Genomic DNA, 25464 nt, shown 5'->3' on the forward strand with positions numbered 1-25464 from the left:
GTTGCCGCGGCGCTCGCGTCGAGCATGGCGACGGCGCTGCTGGCCGTACCTGCTTCCGCTGCCCCGGCTATCACTCAGGAGATCGGTGACGTCGTCTCGACTCGCGATCTGGACCGAAACCTCTGGATTCCCGGCGCGGCCTCGGCCGAGGTGCTCACCTACGTCACCACCGACACCTTCGGTGAGAAGGCTCTGAGCACCGGCACCGTTTTCCTGCCGCCGGGAACTGCGCCGGAGGGTGGCTGGCCGGTGATCTCGTGGGCCCACGGCACTTCCGGGCTCGGCGACGCGTGTGCGCCGTCTCTGATCGGTCCGACGTACGCCGAGCGGGACCTGCCGTACCTGGCGAACTGGCTCGCGCAGGGCTACGCCATCGTCGCCAGTGACTATGCCGGCCTCGGAACACCCGGATTGCCAACGTATCTCGACGGTCGAACCACGGCGCACAACGTGGTCGACATGGTCAAGGCGGGCCGCAACTACAGTGAGGACCTCTCGCGATCCTGGGTGGCCGTCGGCCAATCGCAGGGTGGTGGCGCTGCGATCTACACCGCTCGTTACGCGACCGAGTTCGGCGGCCCCGATCTGGACTACCGCGGGGCTGTGGGAACCGGAACTCCCGCGTACATCGAGAAGTTGATCTCGATCGGCGGACCGGGCGTACCGCCGGTGGCACTACCGTCGGGCCTGACCGCCTACGTCGCGTACATAGGCGCGTCGCTGCGCTACGCGCATCCCGAGCTCGGGTTGGACGACATCCTGACTCCGCTCGGGAAGAAGTACGCAGACCTGGCCGAGACGACGTGCGTATCGGATTTCGAGGCACAACTCGACGGTGTGACGATCGGTGACTTCTTCACGGCACCACTGACCGGTCTGCCGAACTTCACCGCCGTCCTCGACGATTACATGGCGATGCCCGAAAGCGGTTTCGACAAGCCGTTCTTCATGGGAAACGGCCTGCAGGACATCGACGTTCCGTTCCCGACCACCGCCGCCTACGGCGCCCGTCTGACGGCCAACGGTCAGCCGGTGACGTTCAGGGCCTACGACACCGACCACAGTGGAGCCTTCGTTCAGTCGCAGGCCGATACGATTCCGTTCGTCGCGAACCTGTTTCGCTAGTTCACCGGTCGCTTGCTGGGCAGTCCGTAGGCGCGGGCGGTGAACAGTTCGAGCACCGTGCGCGGTAGCAATCGCTGGGCGAGGAACACCGCCGGAGCATTGCTGCCGACCGCGTAGATGGGCAGCGTCTTCTTGTCCTCGACGGCTTTGAGGACGGTGAGAGCTACGGTCTCGGCCGTGATTCCCTCGGCCTCTTTGGCGTCGAGCTGCGAGATCACCGTGGTGAAGTCGCGGAGGTACGGCGAATGCGGGCCGCAGTACTTGGTTCGACGGGCCGAGAGCCCGGTGGCGATGGAGCCGGGTTCGACTGTGGTGATGTCGATTCCGTAGGGCTTGAGCTCGTAGCGCGCGGCAGTGGCAAAACCCTTGATCGCAGCCTTGGTGGCGGCGTACGACGAGCGGTAGGCCAGCGGAAAGCTCGCGAGCATCGACCCGATGTTGACGATCTTTCCGCTGCCACGATCTCGCATGCCCGGCAGCACGGCCTGGGTCAACTCGATCGCGCCGAAGACGTTGAGCTGGAAGAGCCGGGTGATCGCCTCGATGGGCAGCTCTTCGATTGGGCCGCACTGGCTTTCGCCTGCGTTGTTGATCAGCACATCCACCGGGGTGTCGGCGATGCCGTCCACGAACCCGCGGAGCGATGCCGGGTTCGTCAGGTCCAGGTCGCGGTAGTCGACGCCGGGTATCGGGTCGGCCACCGAGGAGCTGTCGCGGCTCGTTCCGATGACGTGGTAACCGCGAGAGATCAGAACCTCGGCGACGGCCTCGCCGATTCCGGACGTCGCTCCGGTGACTATTGCAGTGTTCATCTACGCCTCTTGTTCACGGTGCGGGTAGGTGCCGGTTTCGTCGCGACAGGTGCCGGGCATTCTGTCCCGCGAAAAGCTGTGGTCGGCACTTTGGTGTGCAGGGACGGCACCGAGGTGCCCGAGGCCATGACCGTGCGGTCCGGTCGCACGATGGCGGCGACAGCGTGGCCGCGGCGCAGCCAGCCCCCCAGCTCCGACGACGCCGCAACCTCGACGACGACGGCTCCGCGGCGCTCGATCTCTCGACGGTGCCCGATGGCCAGGGGTGTCGACGAGACGAACAGGAACCGGCCCGGTGCGAGGTCGTCCAGACGAGCTCCGCCGTCCAACGGGCTGTTGGGGCAGAGCTTTCCGGCCAGTGTGCGAACCGGAACGGGTGAACGCAGCACGTACTGCGATCGAGCGAGTGGCGGGGTGGTGCTGGCGGTGACCTTCTCTCCGATGAACGGCAGATAGCCCAGAGCGGGTGCGATGTTCGCGCGCATGATGCCGGTGAGCCGGCTGCCGCCGGTCATGGCCCATCCGATCGCGACCGCCAACTCGATCATCTGCTTGGCGTGCGTCTTTCGTTCTGTCTCGTAGCTGTCGAGCGAGGTCTCCTTCAGATGCCCGTCCAGCACGCCGACGAGTTTCCAGACCAGATTGCGCGCATCTCGGAGCCCCGCGCCCATCCCCTGCCCGATGAAGGGCGGCGTCAGATGCGCGCAGTCGCCGAGCAGGAACACCCGGCGATCACGCCACCGGTCGACCACCTGTGCACGAAAGGTGTACTCCGCGCTGCGAATCAGCTTCATGTCCGGGATCTCGCCGGAAACGAACCACGGTGCGATGAAAGGGTGGATGGCCGAGAGATCGGTGAACTCGTCGAGGGTCTCGCCGTCGAGCATCCGGAACTCCCAGCGGTAGCGGGTGGGGCCGATGCGCATGTACGTCGCCGATCGCTCGGAATCGCACACCTGGTGCACGCCGTCCCACTGCTCGAGATCGACGTCGGTCTCGATGTCCACGACCAACCATCGCTGCTCGAAACCGAGATCCTCCATTTTAGAGCCGATGGACCTGCGCACCACACTGTTGGCACCGTCGCAGCCGAGGACATAGTCGGCGGTCACCCAATGTGGCGTCCCGTCCTCGGTCGAGTCGTACCGGACCCGAACCGAATCCGTCAGGTTCTGCACATCTGTGATCTCGCATCCGCCACGCATCTGCACGGAGTCGTAACGCGTGATGTGGGAACGCATCAGACGCTCGAGTTCGGGTTGATCGAACATGTTGGCCTGTGGGTAGCCGTGCGGTCGATCGTCGGGATCGCGCTCGAACTCGGCCAGGGTTCGAATGTCCCTGGTGCACAACCTCAGTCCGCGACCGGGACGCGAGATGGCCGCGAAGTCCTCGGCCAGGCCCAGATCGCCGAGGATGCGGTACACCTCGTCGTCGAGATGAACTGCCCGCGGCTGCGGGTAGACGTCTTCCCACCTGTCCAGCACGAGGCACGGCACGCCGTACCGGCCCAGCAACAACGCAGCGGTCATGCCCGTCGGACCGGCTCCGACGATCACCACTGGAAAGTGCGTGCCGTCGGACTCGGTACCGGTCATCGGTAGGAGACCCGGGTGCGCTGGACTCCCAGATCGAGGGCTCCGTCGGGAGTCGAGCAGGTCAGTTCGAGGACGTCGCCGTCTTTCAGGAACGCGGGATTCTTGGCCTGCTTCTTGAAGAAGACCTTCCACTTGACCGACGGGGGAACCAGCGATCCGATCATTTCGATCGGCTTGGCGGGGGCCTTCAATGCGGTGCCGCCAGGAGTACCGGTGAGCAGCAGGTCGCCTGCGTCGAGGCGCTGGAACTTGCTCAGGGCCTTGAGTGACTCGACCGGGCGGAAGATCATGTCGGCGACCGTACTGTCCTGTCGCACAGAGCCGTTGACCCGCAGGGTGAGGGCGAGTTCGCCGAACCGGTCGAACTCACCGGCCTCCAGAAGGACCAGGCGCGGCCCGACCGGAGTGAAGGTGGGATACGACTTGCCCTCGTAGAACTGAGTCTTCGGCAACTGGACGTCGCGGGCAGAGACGTCGTTGGTGAGCACGAGGCCGGCGACGTACTCGGCCACGTTGGAGGCGTCGACCTTGGTTCCGACGGTGAGCGTCTTGCCGAACACGAGTCCGATCTCGATCTCGTAGTCGAGCAGTTTCACGTGCGGCGGCTTGACGACGTCGTCGGTGGGTCCGCTGATGGAACCGGAGGTCTTGCGAAAGAACGTCAGCGGAACCGTGTCGGGGTTCATCCCCGAGTCCTTGACGTGGGAGACGTAGTTGGTCATGTTCGCCATGACGCGGCAGGGAGCCGTCACCGGCGAGATCAACGACAGTGTTTCCACGGCAACGACATCGGTTGCGCTGCGAGCGGATTCGATGGCAGGCCGATCGGCGAGGAGCTCGGCGGTGCTCACCGCCGAGGTGTCGATGCGTGACGCGCCCGCAGGGGTTTCGACCCACCAGGCGTCGGCGGTGCGGAGTACAGCGATGCTCATGAGGATGCCACTTTCATCAGGCCGCGAAGGCGATCGGTGTCGAACTCGTTGTCGTTGCGCAGTGAGGAGAGGATCGATTTCAGTTCGTGCAATGACGCTCTGCTGGGAGCGATTCCGAGGAAGTCCCTCGACGCGGGCGGGCCCCACTGGGCGAGCCCGGACGCCGTCATCGGGGCCCAACCGGGTTCGAGGGAGTTGTCGAACATGTCGCCGTCGCTGAAATGTTCCACCAGGAAACCGTCGGGATCACGCCAGTAGTCGAAGATCTGGCTGCCCTGGATGTGTCTGCCGATGCCCCACGAATGTCGGTACCCACGTTGGGTCAGGTACTCGCCGCCCGCCGCGATGGCATCGAGATCGGACACCTGGTAGGCGGAGTGCACGTACCGGTTGGACGGTCCGAGAGTCATTGCGAGAGTGTGATGATCGGACGGAGTGTTGCCGCGATCGCAGCGGATGAAACTCATCACCGGACCGCGATCACGCTGGCCGTCGTAGTAGAGGAAGTCGCTGACGATCAGGCCGAGATGATGCAGATACCAGTCCAGATTCTGGAGGTAGCCGGTGCGCTGGAGCACCACGTGTCCCAGGCGCTGGACCCGGGCGGGCTGACGCGGTGGCCGCTGCGTCGCGTTGAGTCGAAAGCGCGGATCACCGAAGTTGTAGGTGTGCGCTTCCTGACCGGGAAGTTCGGGATGCTCGGTGTATCCGGACACCACCTGGACGGGCTGCCCGCCCGGATCGGTGAGCGTGACCGCGACACCGCCGAGTGTCTCGGGGAGCCGTTGGACCCGCTGCCCGGTTGCCTCGGCCAATCTCATGAGGTCGCCGTCGTCGGCGGCGGCGAAGGCTGCGCCCACGAAGCGTGTTCGCTTGCCGCGGCGGATGATCACGCACGGCGCGCCGACCTGCGTGCCGCGCAGATGGATCTCCTCCGGAGTGCGAAGCGCGACGGTGAAACCGAAGGCGACAGCGAACGCCTCGGCCTTGGTCAGATCCGGCTTGCGAAACTCCAGCCAGGCGATGTCTCGAACCTTGATGATCGGATCTTTCGCGCGACCGGGGTGCTCGCCGGGGAGTGCGCCCTGGTCCACGTGCATGTCCTTGTGGCCGTCGACGTCGTGTCCCATGAAGCCCTCCCTCGTTGGTGACAATATCGTCACCTATGACAGCACTGTCAGTCAAGATTATTGACAAATTCGTCAGCGGTGAGGAAGAGTCAGGGCGTCGACCAGCGGCAGACAGAAGTAGGGAACATGACAGAGACCCCGAATCGGCTCGAGCGGCGCAAAGCGCGCACGCGCGGCGCGCTGATCGCAGCGGCGCAAGGATTCATCGCCCGCGGCGAACTGAACGCTCCGATCGCGGAGATCACCCAGGCCGCCGACGTCGGGATGGGGTCCTTCTACAACCACTTCGTCAGCCGTGAGCAGCTGTTCCAGGCCGCGGTCGACGGTGCCCTGGAACTGCTGGGCAACTATCTCGATTCGTTGACCGACAGCTCGGCCGACCCGGCGGAAGCCTTCACCCGGTCCTTCCGAATCGCAGGTCGTCTGTTCCGGTTGCAGCCGGAACTGAGCCGCGTACTCATCCACTCCGGCCCCGAATTGATCACCTCGCAACACGGTCTCGGTCCGCGGGCGGCCAGAGACATCCAGGCCGGAGACGCCGCAGGCTACTTTCGTGTACCGGACCTCCAGCTGTCTCTGGCGCTGGTGGCGGGCGCGCTGATCGGCCTCGGGCAGTTGTTGCTCGAGCAACCCGATCGAGACGACATCGAGGCGGTCGACCGCATGGCCTACGGCGTTCTGCTCGCCCTCGGTGTACCCGACTCCGATGCCCGGGACCTGTGCGCACGATCGCTACCACCCATGAGCGACGTACCTGCCGTGATCAGGGAGGGCCGGTAGCAAACCCGCCCACGCCGGCAAGCCTCAGTGCGCGTGCGCCTTCTCCAGGTCCCGGATGATCTCGGCTATCGCGCGGTCCTTCGCAAGTCTGCGTTCCAGAATCGGGTTGAGAACCCCGCGGAACCAGAAGTACGGCGTCCACGTGGCCGGCGCGATGATGCGGGCCCGACGCGTGCGGACCGAATGCACGAGTAACTCCGCGGCGCGCTGCGAGGGCAGTCGCCGATTCAGCGGCCACGGCAGAAATCCGCCGATCCGCCGGCCCATCGGATCGCTGTCGAGGGTGTTGCGGGCCAGATCGGTATCCACCACACCGAAGTACGCCAGACCCGCTGTTGCGCCCACGGCCGCGAGTTCGATTCGCAGCGCGCGGCCGAGCTGTTCGACCGCCGCTTTGCTCACCATGTACGCAGACCCGCCCATGCCGGGAGTGAAAGCGGCACAGGACGATACGAGCAGCATGTGGCCACCGCTCGCGACGATCTCGTCGGCCGCAGCGCGCACGATGTTGAGCACACCACCGAAGTTCACGGCCATCACCGAGTCGAAAACCGCGCGGTCGACGGTCCTGATGGTGGCGGGCGGGGGTGTGATGCCGGCGTTGGCGATCACGATGTCGAGACCGCCGAATTCGCTCACCGTCGCGGCCACGCAGTCCGCCATCGCATCGGAATCGGTGACGTCGCCGGTGAGCAGCAGGATCCGCTCGGATCGCGCAGCATCCGGTGGAAAGTCTTGATCGACCACAGCCACGGAGGCTCCCGCGGAAACCAATTCGGCGACCGTCGCGGCTCCGATTCCACGCGCTCCACCGGTCACCAACGCCACTTTCCCGGTTAGGTCGATTCGGTTCTTCATGCGAGGTCCTTCGTCGTCACGAGCTCGGTATCGGCCGGGGAATCCACACTGCGCCAGTGGTAGTGGCCGAGATCGATCGTGGACATACGCTGGGTGAAGTTGCGCACCGAACCGGGCCAGTACGTCACGTTTCGACCCGACGGGCTCAGGTAGTAGCTGCTGCACCCGCCGGAGTTCCATACCGATCCCGCGAGCGTGCGGTCGGTGTGTTCGACGAACGTCGACTGCGCGCGCATGCTCACTTCGAGCGCCGTGATCGCGTTGGAGTCCATGGCGCGCAACGCCGCGAGGATGTAGTTCACCTGAGCCTCGATGGTGACCACCTGCGAGGTGTACACCACCGAGTTGGGGCCGAGCAGCATGAAGAAGTTCGGGAAGCCGTGCACCGTGGTACCCCGGTACGACGACATCTCGCCGTCGGGCCATCTGTCCGCCAACGACTTTCCGTCGCGGCCGACGATGCGCCGGAAACCGGTGTGGCCGGACACGGTGAATCCCGTCCCGAGGACGATCGCGTCCACCTCGTGCACGGTCCCGTCGGTGGTGACGATGCCCTCGGGCACGATCCGAGCGATGCCGGTGGTCTCGACGGTGACGTTCTCTCGGCACAGTGCGGGATAGAACTTGTTCGAGAAGGTAGGCCGCTTGCAGCCGAATTCGTAGCCGGGCGTCAGCTTCTCGCGAAGAACAGGATTCTTGACCTGACGACGCAGGTGGGCACGCCCCATGGCCGTGAGCGGTGCCAGCAACGAGCGATGGCCGATGAGTCCGGGGACCAACGCTTCCTGGAACAGATCGAACAGCCGGCGCATGGCCCGCTGCGCCCGGGGGTACCTCCTGAGCACGGACCTGCCGGATTCGGAGATCGGCCGGTCGGGGTGCGGAAGAATCCATGTCGGTGTCCGCTGGAACAGTGTCAGGTGTGCGGCCTCGGGGGCCAGACGCGGAACGAATTGCACCGCAGACGCTCCGGTGCCGATGACGGCGATGCGTCGACCCTCGGCGGAGTGCTCGTGGTCCCACTTCGCCGAATGGAACACACTGCCCGAGAACGATTCCAGGCCGTCGATCTCGGGCGTGGCCGGCTCGCTGAACGGCCCGAGGGCTCCGATGAGGATGCGCGCCGACCACGTTCCTGAACTCGTCCGCACCACCCACCGGGCCAGCTCGTCGTTCCAGGTTGCGTCCAGTACCTCGTGACCGAAGCGGATACGATCCCGGATCCCGAACTTGTCGGTGCAGTCGTTGAGGTACTTCTCGATCTCGGGCTGCAGCGGGTACAACCGCGTCCAGTCCGGGTTGGGCGCGAACGAGAATGAGTACAGCGCGGACGGGATGTCGCACTGCGCACCGGGATAGGTGTTCACGTGCCACGTTCCGCCGACGGCGGTGTCGCGCTCGAAGATCAGAAAGTCACCGCGTCCTTCCTGCTCGAGTCGGATTGCGGCACCGAGGCCGCCGAATCCCGCGCCGATGATCGCGACGTCGATGTGCGGCATCGCCGTGCCGGATTGTGTTGCAGTCATGAGAGTTCGAGCTCCTTCTACAGATCGAGGACGAGAACTTCGCCGTCGACGGCACCGCGCGAGACGCACAGGGTGAGCGAGTTCTCGCGTTCGGAGGCGTCGAGAACGCGGTCGCGGTGATCGACGCGTCCGCCGAGGAAACCGACCACGCATGCTCCGCAGAAGCCCTGGCGGCAGGAATAGGGCTGGTCCGGCCTCGATCGACGGAGGGCGTCGAGAGCGGTCTCCTGGGCACCGACCTCGACGGTCTCGCCGGAACGGTCGAGCTGCAACACGAACGGTGTGCCGTCGACCACCGGTGCGGGCGCGAACAATTCGGTGTGGAATTCACGGACGGCGGTACTCGAGAGCGCCTCGGTACGAAGCCTGCTCGACAGTGCCGCAGGCCCGCAGACGTACATCGCGGAGTTGCCCATTCCGAGATCGATGATGTCCGCCGGAATCGGAAGTCCGTCGACATCGTCGGTCTTGACGATCACATGACCACGTGAGGTCAGGGCCAACTGCTGCACCACGGCAACGAACGGCAGACTCGCCCGAGAGCGACCGTGGTAGTACAGCGTCCACCGTGCCCCGTCCGCGGCGGCACGTTCGATCATCGCCCGGATGGGGGTGATGCCGATTCCGGCGGCCACGAAGAGGTAGTGCTCGGCCTGGGCCATCGGAAAGGCGTTGCGGGGTCCGCGAACTCGGAGGACATCGCCTCGGGTGAGGGTGTGGATCTCGGTGGACGCCGTGCCGCCGGGGATCTTGCGGACACTGATGCGGTAGCGATCACCTGCGCCGGGGCGGCCGGCGAGCGAGTACTGCCGCACCGAACCGGACGGGGTGGTGACGTCGATGTGCGCGCCGGGCAACCAGTTCGGAAGCGGTGCACCGTCTCTGCGGGACAACACCAGTGAGCGAACGTCCTCGGCCTCGTCGATCGTCTCGTCGACGACGGTCTCGAACTCGTATCCGACGCTTCGCCGGGGCCGCGCCGGGGACAGGGCCGTGACGATCGAAAAATCGGTGACGAGCTTGGCGTAGAGGCGGGAGGCGGCACCGACGGCCCGCAGTCCGATGCCGGGCGCGGTCACGTCGATCTCGCCCAGATGGCTGTGTACCGGAGGCGTCGTGGTCGTCACTGCTGGGCCGCCAGCGCTGCCGGGGAGATCGCCAGATACTGCACGGCCTTGTCGATGTTGCCCATGTGCGAGGGGTGGAAGCCCGGGCGGATGTAGAGGGCGAGCTGTACGAACAGGAACGACAGGCCCGGTATCAAGTGCTTGCGTGACGCGCGTGCGAAGGCGATCGGCCAGGGGGCCCGCATTCGGCGTCTGCCGGTGCGCGGCGTCGCAACCGAGTTCTTGTACAGGTACGCGGCGGTGCTGAACCACAGCACGGCCAATCCGGCACTGGCGACGACTGCCGTTCTGGCACGACGGAATCCGCCACCGTCGACGTACTGGAACGCGTCGAATGCGACGTTGCGATGCTCGAGCTCTTCCGCACCGTGCCAGCGCAGCAGGTCCAGCATCGTGGGGTCGACGCCGATGCGGTCGAATTCGGTGTTGTCGAGCAGCCATTCGCCCACCACGGCAGTGAAGTGCTCTGCCGCTGCGTAGATTCCGAGGCGTTCGTTCAACCAAACTTTGCCTGCGCGGCCGGTGAGGCCGTGGTCGCCGAACACCACACCGACGGCGAAGCGAATGCGCTGCAGAATCGGTTCGATGTCCACTCCGTGTGCAACGAGGTAGATGCGGAAGCTCTCGTGGGAGGACGCGTGCGTTGCTTCCTGGCCGACGAATCCCACGACTTCCTCGTGCAGCCTGCGGTCGTCGATGAACGGAAGTGCGCGGGCGAAGACGTCCGCCATCGCGCGTTCGCCCTCGGGCAGGACCAGGTGCATCACGTTCCAGAAGTGGGTGGCGTACCACTCGTGGGGGATGTACTGGAGTGGAACGCCGGACCAGTCGAATGTCACTGCGCGCGCGACGATCGCATAGGACTCGTCCGTGTACTGCTCGTTCGCGTCGACCGCCTTGTTCCGAGACATTCCGAACTCCGTTTCTCCACGATGATCACCTGATGCTACATAGCAACATACTGTGTTGCAATGTTGCATTCGTCGGGTGTTGGACGGCCGATAGGATCGAACGATGCAGCCAGATGGTGACGACGGGCCGATCCTCGATGCCGCCCTGGAACTGTTCGGTGAGGTGGGAATTCCTCGGACCACCATCGGCGACGTCGCCAAGCGCGCCAGGATCAACCGGGTTACCGTCTATCGCCGGATCGGGTCCAAGGATGACCTGGTGCGGGCCGTCATGGCGCGGGAGTCGTCGCGATTGTTGGTAGCGGTGGCGGCTGCGGCTGCGGAACAGACGTCACGCGCGGATCGGGCCGCCCACGGGTTCGCGACCACGATCGACTCGGTGCGCACCAATCCGGTGTTGATCAAGATGTTCGATTCCGAGAGTTCGTTGGTGCTCGAGCAATTGACCACGAACGCATCGGCATTGCTCGTGTCCGCGATCAACGCTGCCGCGCACATTGCCAGGGGTGAACTGGAATCCGACACCTTCGCCGTGCCCGATGCTCCGGAAATCGTTGTGCGCGTCGTGCATTCGATCTTGCTGACTCCGTCGGCCGCCGCCCCGCTCGATACGTACGACGATCTGCTCGCGTTCGCGCACCGCAGCATCGTGCCGCTTCTCGTCGGAACCACCTGACGCGTTCCTCCTCGAATTCAGGCCCGCGGCACGTACGAGTCGAGTACGCGGAGCAGAGCGTCCTTCAGCTCGGCCCGATTGCCACCCGGTGTCGGCCTGGCGATCTCGTGCAGGGTGTAGCCGTCGATCAGGGCCAGGAAGTGCCGAGCCGGTAGATGCGGTTCCTCGATGCCGAATGCTCCCAGCGCGGCCTCGGCCGCCTCCTCGATCATCCGCATGATCCGGTGCACCGAATCCGCGAGCTCCGGTCGTCTACGCACGGCGAGGTACGCCTCGAACTGCACGAGGGAGTCGTCGTCCTGCGGAGAGGACAGCAGTGAGACGAGGTCCATGATCGCGTCGGCGAGATCGTCGCGAGTGAGTCCACCGGATTGCGCGACGTCCAGTAACGCGGTGACCTTGGTCGTCACGTTCTCGGCGATTCGAGTGATCGCGGCATCGATGAGTTCGCCGACCGAGCCGAAGAAATAGCTGGTCGTCGACGGCGGGAAGCCGGCCGCGTCGGCGACGGACCGAAACGAGACGCGTTCGAGTCCGCGTGTTCCGATCACACCGATGGCGGCGTCGACCAGGGCGTCGCGACGCTCCTGGCCACGCGCGTATCGAGTCTTCCGGCGCTCTTCGGTCATGGCTACAACGTAGCCGGGGTGTTGTCGCTGAGCTCCATCGCAGTGCTCTCCAGCAGGCACTTCTCGCCAATCCTGGCCTAGTGGCCAATATTGAGTTACTGTCGCCGCTACATCGAACAGCCCGGAAAGGAGCACCGATGAACGAGATCTCGGAAGCCTCGCGTGTGGACGTGGTGGTCGTCGGCGCAGGACTCGCGGGTCTGACTGCCGCCAGGGAACTGACGGCCGCAGGGTTGACCGTCCAGGTTCTCGAGGCCAGAGACCGGGTGGGCGGACGGACGGTCAACCACGCACTCGGGGAGAACGCGGTGGTGGAGACCGGCGGACAGTTCGTCGGTCCGACGCAGGACCGCATACTCCGCCTGGCCGCGTCCGTGGGCGTCGGGACGTTTCCCGCATACGACATCGGATCGAGCGTCTACGTCAAGAACGGACGCGCCCGACGCTTCGACGGCGGAGTGCCGCCGGATCTGGCGGCGCTACCCGACGTCGGGATGCTGGTGGCGCGAATCGATCGGGCTGCCGGGCAGATCCCCGTGGGTAGACCGTGGTCGGCACCGCGTGCATCCGAGTGGGACACGCAGACTCTGGCCACCTGGGCCCGAAAACACTCGGCCACCGACGGCGGTGTGGAACTGCTCGACATCCTGCTCGGTTCGGTGTTCGGCGGCACATCCGCCGATGTGTCGGCGCTCTTCGGCCTGGCGTACGTGGCCGGGGCAGGCAACGAGTACACCCCCGGCACCGTCGACCGCTTGATGAGTGTCGCCGGGGGAGCGCAGCAGTGGCGATTTCTCGGTGGCTCACAGGCGATCTGCATCGAAATGGCGTCGCGACTCGGTGATTCGGTCCGCCTCGATACTCCCGTGCGCCGCGTGGAGCAGTATCCGGATCGCGTGGTGGTGCACAGCGATACCGAGTCGTGGGTGGCCCGATCGGTCGTCGTCGCGATTCCGCCTGTTCTGGCCACCCGAATCGACTGGAGCCCTTCGCTTCCCGCGGCGCAGGAAGCACTGTTCCAGCGGATGAACTTCGGCGGACTGGCCAAGTGCGAGGCCGTGTATTCAGAACCGTTCTGGCGTGCGAGCGGACTCTCCGGCCAGGCGCTCTTTCGCGACAGCGACGTACCGGTGTCCTCGATGTTCGACAACTCGCCTCCCGACGGAAGCCACGGAGTACTGATGGGATTCGTCGGCACCTGGGGCGCGCGCCATCGAGGTGGCCGAAACTGGTCCGAGGGCAACGAATCCGACCGCCGCGGTGAGGTGCTGCGTGCTTTTGCCTCGGTGGTGGGTCCGCGCGCACTGGAACCGACGGAGTGGATCGAACTGGACTGGACCGACGAACAGTGGACCCGCGGTGGGCCGACCGCGGTGTTGACCCCCGGAGTGTTGACCGGGCTCGGACGGTGGCGCGATGTTCCGTTCGGCCGAGTGCGATGGGCCGGTGCCGAGCACTCCGACTACTGGAACGGATACATGGACGGTGCCGTGCGATCGGGTGAAAAGGCCGCAGCAGACATACTTTCGACCGAAGGAGAACTCTCGTGGAACAACGCTTCGTAGTCTCGGCTCATCGCACACTCTCGGTGAGCCCCGAGGAGGTCTGGGCACTGACCGGTGATACCAGCCGCTATGCGGAATGGGTGTCCGACGTCCGTGCCGTCACCGCTCATCACGGCACCGCACGCACAGGTGGCGTCTACACCGAGAAAGTGGCGGCACTCGGCCGCTTCACCACCAACGCCACGTGGACCGTCCGGCATCTGGAACCGAACCGACTGCGAGTCGATTCGGGGCAGGGATTCGCGCCGCTCACCAACGTGGCCAACGTCTTTCGTTTCGCGCCGCTGGGCGGCGGAGCCTCGACCGCGATGACCTTCGAATTCTGGTTCGACGTCTCCCCCCGCTGGCTGGGACGGATTGTGCGACCCATAGCCACCGCCGGGATGTCCGCACGATTCGACATTTCGATGTGCAACCTGGAGGCGCTGATCCTCTCCGAGCGAGCCGCGACGATCCGATGAGGGAACCGGCGGAAGTCCTCACCCTCGGGGTGCACATACTCGACACCCTGGTACGGCCGGTGACCGAGATTCCGCACGGTCAGACGGCGGTCCTGGCGGAGCAGATCGCGATGTCCGCCGCGGGGACCGCCGCGGGAACGGCGCTGGTGCTGTCCCGGCTGGGTGCCGCGGTGCACACCGCGGGAGTCGTCGGCGCTGATTCGGCAGGCACGTTTCTACTGCAGCTCCTCGTCGACGAGGGCATCGACGTCTCGCTCGTCCATCGGATGGAGGGAGTGCAGACCTCGGCGTCGGTGTTGCCGATCAGGCCGGACGGATCACGGCCGGCTCTGCACGTCATCGGAGCCAATGGCTATCTGGCCCGGCATGTTCCGTGGAACATGTTCCACAACGTCGACTTCCTGCATCTGGGCGGACCCGAGTTCTTCGGACCGGACACCGCGCGCGATATCGCGCGTCGCGCCCACGAGGACGGCGTCGTCGTCACCGTCGACAGCCTGGCACCGTCGGTTCCGGAAGGACTCGGTGCGTTCGCCGCCGCGCTGCCCCACGTGGATTATCTGCTGCCCAACGACGAGCAGGTCCTCGGCTGGACCGGCTGCGCGACTGTCGAAGACGGGTGTCGTCGACTGCTCGAGCTCGGAGCGTCCTGTGTGGTGGCCACCGCGGGGGCCTCGCCCACTCTCGTCGTCACGAACAACTCGGCCATCGAGGTTCCCGCGTATGCCGTGGAGGTGGTGGACACCAGCGGATGCGGAGATGCGTTCTCGGCCGGGTTCGTTCGGGGCCTGTCCCTGAGCATGAATGCCGTGGAGGCTGCCGAACTGGGCAATGCGACCGCCGCGCAAGTGGCGCAGGGCCTCGGAACCGACTTCGGCACCTACGACCTCGAATTCGTTCGGAAGTTCGCACGTACCTGCAGGACCATCTGATGCCGGCCGACGTCGACGAGATTCGGCAGTCCGTCGCAACGACCGCCCGGCACCTGGGCCGACGGGGCCTGGTTCTCGGTACCGCAGGCAATGTCAGTGCACGCACGGGTGATGTGGTGGCGGTGACGGCGACCGGGCTGGTGTTGGCGGACGCGACGATCGAGGACGTCACGATTGTCGGTATGGACGCCGTCGTGCACGCCGGTGCATGGGAACCGACCTCGGAACTGGGCTTGCACCTCGGAATCTACGAGGCGACCGACGCGCGGGCTGTGGTGCATGCGCACTCTTCTGCGGCCGTTGCTCTTTCGCTTGTAGCGGACGAACTGCCGCCCGTGCACTACGCACAACTCGCCCTGGGTGGGACCGTCCCGGTGGTGCCGTTCGCGCCGTTCGGTACCACCGAGCTCGCCGACGCGGTGGTGGCGGCGATGCGTTCGAGGTCAGCGGTCATCATGGCCCACCACGGCTCGGTGGCCACCGGTCGCGATCTCGGGGCCGCGCTGGCGAACATCGAACTGCTCGAATGGCTCTGCGGGGTCTATCTTTCCGCTGCCGCAGTGGCGACGCCGCGCACCATGACCGAAGTGCAGCTGGCCGCGACCCTCGACGAGGTGGTCCGCCGTGCCTACGGAACCGCGGCACCCGTGCGCGGGGACTGATCGATGACCACCCGGGTACGCCCGCTCTGGATTGCCGTGTTCTCCGTGGCGTGGCTGGGCTACTGGATGGCCAATCTGGTTCCACTGCAGCTGCTTCTGCCCGAGCGATTGCAGGAGATCGATCCGCAATCGAAGGTGTTCGACTTCGCGGTGATCAACGCGGTCTCTGCCGTGGTGCTCCTGATCGGTCTACCCGTGTGCGGGTCGCTGTGCGATCGAACTCGCAGCAGGTTGGGGCGACGGCGCGTCTGGTTCGGCGGCGGTGTCCTGTTCTTCGCCGGTGGGTTGGTGGTCACCGGGCTGCAGAGTACCGTCCTCGGAATCGGGACGGCGTGGTCGGTGGCAATGCTCGGATTGAGTGCTGCCACAGCGGGGTTGACGGCCGTGGTGGCCGATCGCGTGCCGGACGAGCAGCGCGGAACGGTGTCGAGTGCGATCTATGCACCGCAGGCACTGGGCGTGGTGGCGGGCCTGGCGCTGGTGTCCACGCTTGCTCTGTCGGTCTTGGGCGGCTACCTCGCCGTGGCGCTCGCCCTGGTGATCTGCTCGGTGCCGTTTCTGCTGACGTATCGCGAAACCGGTGCACCGACAGCGCTGTTGAGCCTGCGCAGCATCGTTGCCTCACTTCTCGATTCGTTGCGTCACCGCGACTTCGCGTGGGCCTTCGGGGGTCGAATCCTGGTCAACGTGGCCAACTCGCTCGGCACCTGCTACCTGCTGTTCTTCCTCACCGATGGTCTTCGAGTCGCCGATCCGACGGGATCGCTGCTCGAGGTGACCGTCGTCTACCTGATCGCCTGTGTGGTGTGCACGTTCACCTTCGGGCCGTTGTCGGACCGGATGCGTCGCCGAAAGATCTTCGTAGCGGTCGCGGCATCGATGCAGGCCCTCGCAGGCTTCGTCCTGGCGATCCATCCCACGATGGACGCGACGTTCGTCTCGGCGGCGTTGCTGGGCGGCGGATTCGGTGCGTACATGGCCGTCGATCAGGCACTGGTGACCGGGGTCCTTCCGTCCGCCGACAGTCGGTCGACCGATCTCGGCGTGATGAACATCGGGGCGATCGTTCCACCTGCCCTGGCACCGCTGCTCGCCAGTGTGTTCCTCTCCACCGTCGGTGGATACCCGGCACTGTTCACGGCGGTCGGGGTACTGGCGGCACTCGGGGCAGCGGTGACCTGGCAGGTGAAATCGGTGCGCTGATCTCTCAGCGGCGGTGACGCAGCCCCAGCACACGGTCGATCAGCGGCATGACCCACCGTCGGCGTCGCAGCGTCACCAGCTCGAATCCGGGAATGTCGAACAGCTTCGTGACGCGGCTGTGTGTGCGGCAGAACTCTGCGAACCCTTCGTCGCCGTGTACCCGGCCGAAGCCGCTGGCACCGACGCCGCCCATCGGAACCGATCCCATCCCGGCGAACGCGATCACCGAGTTGACGGTGACCTGACCGCACACCAGCTGCGCCGCAATCTCTTTGCCGTGCGAGCGGGAGAACACCGATGCGCCGAGGGCGTACCGATGATCGTTGCTCAGCTCGATCGCCTCCTCGATGCTGTCGACCTCACGGACGGTGACCGTGGGGCCGAACGTTTCCTCGCGAACGACCGAGCAGTTCTCGGGCGTGTCCACCAACACGGTGGGTCCGACGAATCGCTCGCCGATCGACGACAGTCCGCCGATCAGCGCTCGTCCACCGGCCGCCTCGGCGTCGGCGAGGTGACGCCGGACGATGTCGATCTGGCTGGGCATCGTCATCGGTCCGTAGGTGGCCGACGCATCGCCACCGGGCGCGATGGCACGGGCATGCTGCACGAGGGCCCCGGTGAATTGTGCTGCGACACTCCGCTCGACGTAGACCCGCTCCACTCCGACGCACGTCTGGCCGCCGTTGCTGAATGCACCCCAGGCCACCGCCTCGGCAGCCGCTGCGATATCGGCGTCGGCTGCAACGATCACCGGATCCTTACCGCCGCATTCGAGAACCACCGGGGTGAGCGTCTCGGCGCACGTGGCCATGATCTTCGATCCGGTTCTCGTCGAGCCCGTGAACGCGATCTTGTCCACACCCGAGCGACACAGTGCGGCACCGGTGTCACCGTATCCGGTCACCAGAGACAGAATGCCCAGCGGAAGAGCAGGATTGGCCTCGTGGAAGGCGCGGACGTAGCGAGCCGCCACCGCGGGGGTGTACTCGCTGGGCTTGAACACCACGCAGTTGCCTGCGGCCAGAGCCGAACCGATCGCACTGTTCGGCGCATAGAGCGGGTAGTTCCACGGGCCGATGACGCCCACGACGCCGAGAGCGACCTTGTCCACGTGTGCGGAGTAGTTCGCCAGCAGCACGCCGGGGTTCACCCTGCGCGATCGCATGAGCCGCGGTGCCTGCTTCTCTGCCCACGCGATGTGTTCGAGGGTCAGGACGATCTCGAGCAGTGCATCGTCGGCCGGTTTGCCGTTCTCGCGGTGGATCAGATCGATCAATTCGGCGCGGTGACTCCAGATCTCGTGTCGCCAGGCCCGCAGGTGCCGGGCGCGAGTGCGCGGCGGTAGTGCCGCCCAGGTGCGCTGCGCCCTCCGCGCGAGGCCGACCGTTCGCGCGACGGACTCCGCCGAATCGACGGTGAACGAGGCGATCGGGCTGTCGTCGATGGGCGAGATCGAATCGAAGGTGGCTCGCGTACGGACCTGGCTGGTCACAGGGAAGCTCCGAGCGCATCCTTCGCAACGTGGGCGTCCCGCAGTTCGCGCTTGAGGATCTTGCCTGCGCCGCTCATGGGCAGTGCCGTGACGAACTCGATGGTGCGCGGGGTCTTGTATCCGGCAACGAGAGTGCGGGTGTGATCGCGGAGCTCCTCGACATCAGGCGAGAACCCCTCGGCCAGCACGACACAGGCGTGAACGCGTTCGCCCCACTCGCCGTCGGGAACACCGATCACGGCGCACGCCAGCACCGAGGGGTGCAGGCTCAGTGCGCTCTCGACCTCGGCGCTGTAGACGTTCTCGCCGCCGGTGATGATCATGTCCTTGAGTCGATCGACGACGAACAGGAATCCGTCGGCGTCGAGGTAGCCGACATCTCCGGTGTGCATCCACCCGTCGCGAACGGCCGCGGCGGTTTCGTCCGGCTTGTTCCAGTAGCCCAGCATCACGTGTCCACCGCGAACGCAGATCTCGCCGACGGACCCGGTGGCCAACTGCTCGTCGTCCGGACCGAGAATCTGGATCTCCGAGTGCGGGGCCGCGCGACCGGCCGAGCCGATGCGTTCTCCCACATGGTGTTCCGGCCAGAGCAGCGACGCGACCGGTGCGAGCTCGGTCATGCCGTAGGCCTGAGTGAGGCGGGCCTGCGGGAGCCGGGCGAGGGTCCGCTCGAGGACGCCCGCGGAGATCGGGGATCCTCCGTACAACACGCGGCTGAGCGAGGAGGTATCGAATTCGCTCAGCGTGGGGTGGTCGACGAGAAGCTGAATCATGGTGGGTACCAGCAGCACATCGGTGACCGAATGCGTCGCGATGGCACCGAGCACGGCAGTCGGCTCGAAGAACGGAACCATGACGTGGGTGCCGCCGAGCATGACCTGACCCACCCATGCGGCCAGATCGGCGAGGTGGAACATCGGCGCGGCATGGAGCAGGATCGACGCGTCGTCGAGCAGCTGTCCGGTCGCCACCGTTCCGAGGCCCGAGGTGACGAGGTTCGCGTGCGAGAGCATGACGCCCTTGGGGAAGCCGGTGGTGCCACCGGTGTAGAACAGGCCGGCGAGGGCGTCGCCGCTGCGGCGCGCGTCGGGAACGGGATCGTGGGACGAGATGAGGTCCTCGTACGAGACCATGCCCTCGGGGGTGGCCCCGTCCCCGCAGTAGACGATGGTCTGCAGGCCGGCGCATGCGGGGCGCAGTGCCGGGACCATGGCACCGAAGGTGTCGTCGACCAGCAGGACCTTGGTGTCGGAATCGTTGAGTGCGTACGCGACCTCCACGGGCGACCACCGGATGTTCACGGGGTTGAGCACGGCGTCGGCCCACGGCACCGCGAGCAGGTACTCCGAGTACCGGTCGCTGTTGAATGCCAGCACCGCAACTCGATCGCCGGCCTCGACGCCGATGGAGTGCAGGCCCGCAGCCAGTCTTGCCACTCTGTCGAGTTGCTCGGCGAAGGTACGAACGCGATCACCGAACACCGTTGCTGCCCGGTTCGGTGTGGTCGACGCGGAGCGGTGAAGGCCCTGAGTGAGATACATGGCGAGTCCCTTGTGCGAGTGGGGGCGAGGGTGCCCGAGGTGAGTACCGCCACAGTTCCACCTTGTTGGCACAGTGTCAATAGTAGATACGGGCGGTTACCACTCGCAAGGACCGCCGAAATGGATTGTCCGGCTAACGGTCTCGGGCGTCGTCCAGGGAGCGAGCCGTGCCGAGCACGGTGACGAGCACATCGGTCAACAGAATCTCGACCTGCTCGCGCGTCAGTGTGCCGCGCACCAACCATTCGCGGCCCGCGGCCTTGACCATGCCGCCGAACGCGCGCACGGCCGAGGTCGCGATTCGACGGTCACCGCCCCTGCCCTCGAATGCTGTTGCGTCCAAGACGCGTTCGGCGGCCAGGTCATCGGCCTCGTCCAGAATCTGGGCAACCTGCTCGTCGACACCCGATCCGCTCGCCACCGACACCCAGGCCGTACCGTGCGTCTCGATGACGCCGACCAACCAGTGGACGCTGCCCCGGGCCCGGTCCTCGAGCGAGCCCGTCGGCAGGTGCACGTCCTCGATCGGCGGCACGGTGACCAGGAAGCGAACGCACTCGAGGTACAGGTCGCGTTTGCTTCCGATGTAGTGGTGGATGAGCCCGCGTGCGACGCCGGCCGAGGCAGCGACGTCCGACATCGAGACCTCGGCATAAGGCTTGTCGCCGAACAGGCGAACAGCCGCGGCCAGAATCTGCGTCCGTCGCTCGTCCGGTTCCAGTCGATTCCACTTGGGTGTACTTGCAGCCGGCATGGTTGTCATGATTGCACCGAACCGACGTCGCGAGGCGTCAGAGGTACCGCTCGGTGCGGGAGCGCAGTGATGTCGGCACGACGAACCGGTCGCCGTACCGTGCCTGCAGGTGGTCGGCCCGCTCGACGAATCCCCGAATGCCGCCGTCGAACTGATTGACGAACTGCAGCACGCCACCGGTCCACGCGGGGTAGCCTATGCCGAGGATGGAGCCGATGTTCGCATCGGCGACGGTCCGCAGGACACCCTCGTCCAGGCATGCGATCGAGTCGAGCGACTGCGCAACCAGCATGCGATCCATCATGTCCTCGAACGGAATTCCGTGATCGGGACGGTGATAGTGATCCACCAGGCCCGGCCACAATCCTGCCTTGGTGCCGTCCTCGGTGTACTCGTAGAAGCCGCGTCCGGCCTTGCGTCCGGGGCGATCGAATTCGTCGACCATGCGATCGACCAGGGCATAGGACTTCGAGACGATCCACGGTCGACCGTCGGCGCGCGCGGCCTGCGCCATGCCCTCGCGGATGTGCCGAGACAGGGGCAACGAAATCTCGTCCATCAGAGCCAGCGCTCCGGACGGGTAGCCGGCCTGGAGGGCGGCCTGCTCGACGGTGGCCGGGTGCACGCCCTCGGCGATCAACGAGATCGCCTCGTCCATGAACCGGCCGATGACGCGGGTGGTGAAGAAGCCGTGACTGTCTCCGACGACGATCGGAGTCTTACCGATCAGCCGAACGAAGTCGAACGCGCGGGCCAGCGCGGAGTCACTGGTGTGTTCTCCCACAACGATTTCCACCAACGGCATCTTGTCCACCGGGGAGAAGAAATGTGTGCCGATGAAGTCCTCGGTGCGCGAGACTCCCGTCGACAGTTCGGTGATGGGCAGCGTCGAGGTGTTCGAGCACAGCAGTGCGTCGGCGGTCAGATACTTGTCGACCGCCTCGAACGCACCCTGCTTGACGGCGGGATCCTCGAACACGGCCTCGACGACCAGATCGCAACCCTCGGCATCGGCCGCGTCGGAACTGGGTGTGATGAGCGCGAGCACCGCGTCGGCGTCGGCCTGGGTCTTGCGTCCCTTCGCGACGGCCTTGCCGAGAATCGAACGCGCGTAATCCTTGCCGCGCTCGGCGGATTCGATCGAGACATCGCGAAGCACGACGGGAACCCCGGCCGAGGCGACGACGTAGGCGATGGCAGCACCCATCATTCCGGCACCGATCACCAGGACCTTCTCGGGTACTCGGTGCGGTTCGGCGCTCGGGCGCGAGCCGCCCTTGTCGATGGATCCCAGATCGAAGAACATCGATTGGATCAGATTGCCCGAGACCGCTCCGCAGGCGAGCGAGGTGCAATGCCGGGTTTCCACCAGCGAGGCCGACTCGAAGTCGAGTACCGACCCTTCCACGGCCGCAGCAACCACCGCGATCGGAGCGGGCATGGGTGCGCCCTTGACCTGCTTGCGTACCGTTGCAGCGAAAGCGGGCAGCTGCGCAGCCAATGCGGGTGAGGCTGCGGTGCCGCCGGGAATCGTGAATCCTTTCTTGTCCCAGGGCTGTGACGCGTCGGGATTGGCGAGAATCCAGGCACGTGCACGTGCCATCATCTGCTCGTCGGTGTCGACGACCTCGTCGATCAATCCGAGTTCGAGGGCCTGCGTCGGCCGATACCGCTGGCCCTGGCCCACCACCTGTGCCAGAGCCTTGACGATGCCGAACATCCGAACCGTCCGGGTGACGCCGCCGGCCCCGGGGAGCAGCCCGAGAGTGACCTCGGGAAGCCCGAAGCGAGCCCTGCTGTTGTTCAGCGCAATTCGATGATGGCACGCCAGCGCGATCTCGAAGCCGCCGCCGAGTGCGGTGCCGCCGAGCGCAGCCACGACCGGTTTGCCCAGCGTTTCGAGGCGACGAAACTTGTCCTTGGTGAAATCGAGGGCGTCGGCGATCGCCGCGTGGTCGGACGGACCGGCGTCGCGCAGCAATTCCAGATCGCCACCGGAGAAGAACGAATCCTTGCCCGAGGTGACGATGATCCCGTCGAATGCGTCGAGGTTGGTCTCGAGCCAGTCGACCGTCTGCTCGAGCGATTCGCCGAACGCGGCGTTCATCGTGTTGGTGGACTGCGTCGGGTCGTCGATCGTCAGCGCGAGTACGCGGTCGGTGCCGATCTCGCCGGTGATCGTGGGGGTCCGCAAAGCAGCTGTGGTCATCGAGGTCCTCGGGTCGTTGTTCTCTCGCGTGATGGTCACAGGCGCTCGATGATGGTGGCGACGCCCATTCCGGCACCGATGCAGAGCGTGATCAGTGCGTAGCGCTCGCCCCGGCGCTCGAGCTCGTCGAGGGCCATTCCGGTGAGCATCGCGCCCGTTGCGCCCAGTGGGTGGCCCATCGCGATCGCGCCACCGTTGACGTTGATGCGTTCGTGGTCGATGTCCAGTTTCTTCGCGTAATTGAGTACCACCGAAGCGAATGCCTCGTTGACCTCGAACACCGCGATGTCGTCGAGAGTGAGCCCCGCCGCAGCCAGTACCTTGTGCGTGGCCGGAACCGGGCCGGTGAGCATCAGCGTCGGGTCCGATCCGGCGACGACCCCGGCCACGACGCGTCCGCGCGGGGTCAATCCACCTGCGCGCCCGGCTTCTTCGGAGCCGATCAGCACCATCGCGGTACCGTCGACGATGCCGGAGGAGTTCCCGGCGTGGTGGACGTGATCGATGCGCTCGACCTCGGTGTACTTCTGCATCGCGACGGCATCGAACCCGGCGAGCGCACCCATCCGGGCGAACGACGTTGTCAGGGTGGCGAGATCGGCCGTGGTGGTCTCGGGTCGCATGATCTCGTCGTGATCGAGCATCAGCCGGCCGTTCGCGTCGAAGACCGGGATGACCGACTTCTCGAAGTGGCCCATCGACCAGGCGTGTGCCGCGCGCTGCTGGCTGCGCACGGCGAAGGCGTCGACCTCGTCGCGGTCGAACCCCTCGATCGTCGCGATGAGGTCTGCACTGACTCCCTGCGGAACGAAGTAGCTGCCGTAGTTGGTCAGCGGGTCGCACGGCCAGGCGCCGCCGTCCGCCCCGAGCGGGACCCGAGACATCGATTCGACGCCACCGGCGACGATGAGCTGATCCCAACCGGACCGAACACGTTGCGCCGCAGTGTTGACGGCCTCCAGACCCGATCCGCAGAAGCGGTTGAGCTGAACGCCGGCGACACTGTCCGGCAGGCCGGCAACCATCGCGACCGTCCGGGCGATATCGCAGCCCTGGTCGCCGACCGGGGTGACGACACCGAGCACGACGTCGTCGATCAGGGCCGGATCGAGCTGCGAGTGTCGAGAGAGCAACGTGGACAACGTGTTCGCGGCCAGATCGACCGGTTTGACGGTGTACAGCGAACCGGAGCTCTTACCGCGGCCACGTGGGCTGCGAACCGCGTCGTAGAGGAATGCCTCCATGAGGTGCCTTTCTGGGGCAACAAGATTGCCGAGTACTACAGGGAACGAGAGATGAGGTCTTTCATGACTTCGTTGGCACCGGCGTAGATGCGCGCGATGCGGCCGTCGACGAACATGCGAGCGATGGGGTATTCCTCCATGTAGCCGTACCCACCGAAGAGCTGCAGGCAGCGGTCCACCACCTCGAACTGTCGGTCGGTGGTCCAGTACTTGACCATCGCTGCGGTGGTGACGTCGAGGCTGCCCGAGATGTGCTGTGCCATCGCGTCGTCGACGAAGGTGCGCACGACGCGGCCGATCGTTGCGCATTCGGCGAGCTCGAACTTGGTGTTCTGCAGATCGAACAGTGTCTTGCCGAACGCATTGCGCGACTTGGTGTATTCGACTGTCTGCGCAACGGCGGCATCGATCATCGCGGCGGCGGCGATGCCGCAGATCAGTCGTTCCTGGGGGAGTTGCTGCATCAATTGCGCGAAGCCGCGGCCTTCTTCACCCAAGATGTTGCCCGCGGGGATGCGAAGCCCGTCGAAGGTGAGTTCGGCTGTGTCCTGGCCCTTCTGGCCGATCTTGTGCAGCACGCGTCCGCGGTGGAAGCCCTCGGTGTCGTCGGAGACCTCGGCGACGAGCAGTGACAGTCCCCGGGCTCCCGCGGACGGATCGGTCTTGGCGGCGATGATGATCAGATCGCAGTGAGCTCCGTTGGAGATGAACGTCTTTCCGCCGGTCACCACGTAGTCGTCGCCGTCACGCACTGCGCGGGTGGTGATGCCCTGCAGGTCCGAGCCGGTGCCCGGTTCGGTCATGGCGATGGCACCGATCCACTCTCCCGAGCACAGCTTCGGCAGCCACTGCTGCTTCTTCTCCTCGGAGGCGTAGGCCAGGATGTAGTGCGGAACGATGCCGCTGTGCACACCCAGCTGCATGGACGAGTCGCCGGAGCGCACCTGCTCGGAGAACAGCACCGCCTCGTGGCGGAAGTCGCCCCCGCCTCCGCCGTACTGCTCGGGTACCGACATGCCCAGCAGTCCGAGACTGCCTGCGGTGCGGTAGACCTCGCGGCTGGGGCGTCCGGCAGCCGCGAACTCCTCGCGATGGGGCGCGACTTCCTTCTCGAAGAATCCTCGGGCGAGCTGTCGCACGTCGGCGAGCTCGGTGGTGAGGTCGCCGGGGGTGCGGTCTGCGAGTGCAGTCATGGTGGGTCCTTGGCTCGAAGCGCACCTGTGGCTTGTTGGCGCTGTGCCAATTATGATGGCGCGGGGTTGCCGCGGATGTCAACCAGGTAGTGCTCTCC

The 25464-nt window shown here is 65.7% G+C and carries 23 protein-coding genes; 8 read left to right on the forward strand and 15 right to left on the reverse strand.

The features are described 5' to 3' along the window. Positions 1-24 precede the first annotated feature (24 nt). Positions 25-1125: a lipase family protein gene (locus tag R4P47_RS12240; RefSeq protein ID WP_317784930.1), complete on the forward strand. Its 1101-nt coding sequence runs from the start codon at positions 25-27 to the stop codon at positions 1123-1125. Here the strand turns inward: R4P47_RS12240 and R4P47_RS12245 are convergent. From R4P47_RS12245 to R4P47_RS12260, 4 genes are read right to left on the reverse strand one after another with little or no spacing between them, the layout of a single operon-like run. Further along, positions 1122-1937, reverse strand: a complete 816-nt coding sequence (locus R4P47_RS12245; protein ID WP_317784866.1) for an SDR family oxidoreductase — start codon at positions 1935-1937, stop codon at positions 1122-1124. The two genes, R4P47_RS12240 and R4P47_RS12245, sit on opposite strands and share 4 nt — an antisense overlap. Beyond that, the gene (locus tag R4P47_RS12250) at positions 1934-3535 is read right to left on the reverse strand and encodes a bifunctional 3-(3-hydroxy-phenyl)propionate/3-hydroxycinnamic acid hydroxylase (RefSeq protein WP_317784867.1); all 1602 of its coding nucleotides are present in this window, start codon (positions 3533-3535) and stop codon (positions 1934-1936) included. The genes R4P47_RS12245 and R4P47_RS12250 overlap by 4 nt, the downstream gene beginning before the upstream one ends. Further along, complete coding sequence (locus R4P47_RS12255; protein WP_317784868.1) at positions 3532-4467, reverse strand: fumarylacetoacetate hydrolase family protein; 936 nt, start codon at positions 4465-4467, stop codon at positions 3532-3534. Before R4P47_RS12255 ends, R4P47_RS12250 begins: the two co-directional genes overlap by 4 nt. Further along, the gene (locus tag R4P47_RS12260) at positions 4464-5597 is read right to left on the reverse strand and encodes a VOC family protein (protein WP_317784869.1); all 1134 of its coding nucleotides are present in this window, start codon (positions 5595-5597) and stop codon (positions 4464-4466) included. Before R4P47_RS12260 ends, R4P47_RS12255 begins: the two co-directional genes overlap by 4 nt. Positions 5598-5723: 126 nt before the next feature. On the opposite strand from R4P47_RS12260, the gene R4P47_RS12265 reads away from it, so the two are divergent. Further along, positions 5724-6377, forward strand: coding sequence for a TetR/AcrR family transcriptional regulator (locus R4P47_RS12265; protein ID WP_317784870.1), 654 nt, complete (start codon positions 5724-5726; stop codon positions 6375-6377). Between the two features lie 24 nt (positions 6378-6401). On the opposite strand, the gene R4P47_RS12270 is transcribed toward R4P47_RS12265, so the two are convergent. From R4P47_RS12270 to R4P47_RS12285, 4 genes are read right to left on the reverse strand one after another with little or no spacing between them, the layout of a single operon-like run. Beyond that, entirely contained in the window at positions 6402-7235 is an 834-nt protein-coding gene (locus R4P47_RS12270) for an SDR family NAD(P)-dependent oxidoreductase (protein ID WP_317784871.1), read from the reverse strand. Continuing rightward, positions 7232-8761, reverse strand: a complete 1530-nt coding sequence (locus tag R4P47_RS12275) for an NAD(P)/FAD-dependent oxidoreductase (RefSeq protein WP_317784872.1) — start codon at positions 8759-8761, stop codon at positions 7232-7234. The genes R4P47_RS12270 and R4P47_RS12275 overlap by 4 nt, the downstream gene beginning before the upstream one ends. 17 nt (positions 8762-8778) lie before the next feature. Beyond that, on the reverse strand, positions 8779-9888 hold the full coding sequence (locus R4P47_RS12280) for a PDR/VanB family oxidoreductase (RefSeq protein ID WP_317784873.1): 1110 nt from the start codon (positions 9886-9888) through the stop codon (positions 8779-8781). After that, positions 9885-10799 carry a metal-dependent hydrolase gene (locus tag R4P47_RS12285; protein ID WP_317784874.1) on the reverse strand — a complete coding sequence of 305 codons (915 nt, stop codon included), beginning with the start codon at positions 10797-10799 and terminating at the stop codon, positions 9885-9887. Before R4P47_RS12285 ends, R4P47_RS12280 begins: the two co-directional genes overlap by 4 nt. Positions 10800-10902: 103 nt before the next feature. Here R4P47_RS12285 and R4P47_RS12290 point away from each other — a divergent pair, with 103 nt between their 5' ends. After that, positions 10903-11475: a helix-turn-helix domain-containing protein gene (locus tag R4P47_RS12290; RefSeq protein WP_317784875.1), complete on the forward strand. Its 573-nt coding sequence runs from the start codon at positions 10903-10905 to the stop codon at positions 11473-11475. A 17-nt stretch (positions 11476-11492) separates the two neighbouring features. On the opposite strand, the gene R4P47_RS12295 is transcribed toward R4P47_RS12290, so the two are convergent. Next, positions 11493-12104, reverse strand: a complete 612-nt coding sequence (locus R4P47_RS12295; protein WP_269594735.1) for a TetR/AcrR family transcriptional regulator — start codon at positions 12102-12104, stop codon at positions 11493-11495. A 137-nt stretch (positions 12105-12241) separates the two neighbouring features. On the opposite strand from R4P47_RS12295, the gene R4P47_RS12300 reads away from it, so the two are divergent. From R4P47_RS12300 to R4P47_RS12320, 5 genes are read left to right on the forward strand one after another with little or no spacing between them, the layout of a single operon-like run. After that, positions 12242-13669 carry a flavin monoamine oxidase family protein gene (locus R4P47_RS12300; RefSeq protein ID WP_317784876.1) on the forward strand — a complete coding sequence of 476 codons (1428 nt, stop codon included), beginning with the start codon at positions 12242-12244 and terminating at the stop codon, positions 13667-13669. Further along, entirely contained in the window at positions 13651-14130 is a 480-nt protein-coding gene (locus R4P47_RS12305; RefSeq protein WP_317784877.1) for an SRPBCC family protein, read from the forward strand. Before R4P47_RS12300 ends, R4P47_RS12305 begins: the two co-directional genes overlap by 19 nt. Further along, positions 14127-15062, forward strand: a complete 936-nt coding sequence (locus R4P47_RS12310) for a carbohydrate kinase family protein (RefSeq protein WP_317784878.1) — start codon at positions 14127-14129, stop codon at positions 15060-15062. Before R4P47_RS12305 ends, R4P47_RS12310 begins: the two co-directional genes overlap by 4 nt. After that, the gene (locus R4P47_RS12315) at positions 15062-15724 is read left to right on the forward strand and encodes a class II aldolase/adducin family protein (RefSeq protein ID WP_317784879.1); all 663 of its coding nucleotides are present in this window, start codon (positions 15062-15064) and stop codon (positions 15722-15724) included. Before R4P47_RS12310 ends, R4P47_RS12315 begins: the two co-directional genes overlap by 1 nt. Before the next feature lie 3 nt (positions 15725-15727). Further along, a complete protein-coding gene (locus tag R4P47_RS12320; RefSeq protein WP_317784880.1) occupies positions 15728-16927 on the forward strand; it encodes an MFS transporter in 1200 nt (399 codons plus the stop codon). A 4-nt stretch (positions 16928-16931) separates the two neighbouring features. Here R4P47_RS12320 and R4P47_RS12325 read toward each other — a convergent pair whose 3' ends face one another. From R4P47_RS12325 to R4P47_RS12350, 6 genes are all read right to left on the reverse strand, one after another. Then, entirely contained in the window at positions 16932-18422 is a 1491-nt protein-coding gene (locus R4P47_RS12325) for an aldehyde dehydrogenase family protein (protein WP_317784881.1), read from the reverse strand. Continuing rightward, entirely contained in the window at positions 18419-19966 is a 1548-nt protein-coding gene (locus R4P47_RS12330; RefSeq protein WP_317784882.1) for a long-chain-fatty-acid--CoA ligase, read from the reverse strand. Before R4P47_RS12330 ends, R4P47_RS12325 begins: the two co-directional genes overlap by 4 nt. A gap of 133 nt (positions 19967-20099) precedes the next feature. Then, positions 20100-20729: a TetR/AcrR family transcriptional regulator gene (locus tag R4P47_RS12335; protein ID WP_306437437.1), complete on the reverse strand. Its 630-nt coding sequence runs from the start codon at positions 20727-20729 to the stop codon at positions 20100-20102. A gap of 28 nt (positions 20730-20757) precedes the next feature. Next, positions 20758-22929 carry a 3-hydroxyacyl-CoA dehydrogenase NAD-binding domain-containing protein gene (locus tag R4P47_RS12340; RefSeq protein WP_317784883.1) on the reverse strand — a complete coding sequence of 724 codons (2172 nt, stop codon included), beginning with the start codon at positions 22927-22929 and terminating at the stop codon, positions 20758-20760. A gap of 35 nt (positions 22930-22964) precedes the next feature. Then, positions 22965-24173 carry an acetyl-CoA C-acetyltransferase gene (locus R4P47_RS12345; RefSeq protein WP_317784884.1) on the reverse strand — a complete coding sequence of 403 codons (1209 nt, stop codon included), beginning with the start codon at positions 24171-24173 and terminating at the stop codon, positions 22965-22967. A gap of 35 nt (positions 24174-24208) precedes the next feature. After that, entirely contained in the window at positions 24209-25366 is a 1158-nt protein-coding gene (locus tag R4P47_RS12350) for an acyl-CoA dehydrogenase family protein (RefSeq protein WP_317784885.1), read from the reverse strand. Positions 25367-25464: the final 98 nt, after the last annotated feature.

This window comes from Rhodococcus sp. IEGM 1370, assembly GCF_033142325.1.
In the GTDB taxonomy this organism is placed as follows: Bacteria; Actinomycetota; Actinomycetes; order Mycobacteriales; family Mycobacteriaceae; genus Rhodococcoides.

Coding starts and splice junctions, on each gene's coding strand:
- R4P47_RS12250 (WP_317784867.1), bottom strand. CDS start 3,535: ATGACCGGTACCGAGTCCGACGGCACGCACTTTCCAGTGGTGATCGTC.
- R4P47_RS12260 (WP_317784869.1), bottom strand. CDS start 5,597: ATGGGACACGACGTCGACGGCCACAAGGACATGCACGTGGACCAGGGC.
- R4P47_RS12270 (WP_317784871.1), bottom strand. CDS start 7,235: ATGAAGAACCGAATCGACCTAACCGGGAAAGTGGCGTTGGTGACCGGT.
- R4P47_RS12330 (WP_317784882.1), bottom strand. CDS start 19,966: ATGTATCTCACTCAGGGCCTTCACCGCTCCGCGTCGACCACACCGAAC.
- R4P47_RS12240 (WP_317784930.1), top strand. CDS start 25: ATGGCGACGGCGCTGCTGGCCGTACCTGCTTCCGCTGCCCCGGCTATC.
- R4P47_RS12300 (WP_317784876.1), top strand. CDS start 12,242: ATGAACGAGATCTCGGAAGCCTCGCGTGTGGACGTGGTGGTCGTCGGC.
- R4P47_RS12290 (WP_317784875.1), top strand. CDS start 10,903: ATGCAGCCAGATGGTGACGACGGGCCGATCCTCGATGCCGCCCTGGAA.
- R4P47_RS12285 (WP_317784874.1), bottom strand. CDS start 10,799: ATGTCTCGGAACAAGGCGGTCGACGCGAACGAGCAGTACACGGACGAG.
- R4P47_RS12275 (WP_317784872.1), bottom strand. CDS start 8,761: ATGACTGCAACACAATCCGGCACGGCGATGCCGCACATCGACGTCGCG.
- R4P47_RS12315 (WP_317784879.1), top strand. CDS start 15,062: ATGCCGGCCGACGTCGACGAGATTCGGCAGTCCGTCGCAACGACCGCC.
- R4P47_RS12310 (WP_317784878.1), top strand. CDS start 14,127: ATGAGGGAACCGGCGGAAGTCCTCACCCTCGGGGTGCACATACTCGAC.
- R4P47_RS12255 (WP_317784868.1), bottom strand. CDS start 4,467: ATGAGCATCGCTGTACTCCGCACCGCCGACGCCTGGTGGGTCGAAACC.
- R4P47_RS12335 (WP_306437437.1), bottom strand. CDS start 20,729: ATGACAACCATGCCGGCTGCAAGTACACCCAAGTGGAATCGACTGGAA.
- R4P47_RS12295 (WP_269594735.1), bottom strand. CDS start 12,104: ATGACCGAAGAGCGCCGGAAGACTCGATACGCGCGTGGCCAGGAGCGT.
- R4P47_RS12245 (WP_317784866.1), bottom strand. CDS start 1,937: ATGAACACTGCAATAGTCACCGGAGCGACGTCCGGAATCGGCGAGGCC.
- R4P47_RS12340 (WP_317784883.1), bottom strand. CDS start 22,929: ATGACCACAGCTGCTTTGCGGACCCCCACGATCACCGGCGAGATCGGC.
- R4P47_RS12350 (WP_317784885.1), bottom strand. CDS start 25,366: ATGACTGCACTCGCAGACCGCACCCCCGGCGACCTCACCACCGAGCTC.
- R4P47_RS12345 (WP_317784884.1), bottom strand. CDS start 24,173: ATGGAGGCATTCCTCTACGACGCGGTTCGCAGCCCACGTGGCCGCGGT.
- R4P47_RS12320 (WP_317784880.1), top strand. CDS start 15,728: ATGACCACCCGGGTACGCCCGCTCTGGATTGCCGTGTTCTCCGTGGCG.
- R4P47_RS12265 (WP_317784870.1), top strand. CDS start 5,724: ATGACAGAGACCCCGAATCGGCTCGAGCGGCGCAAAGCGCGCACGCGC.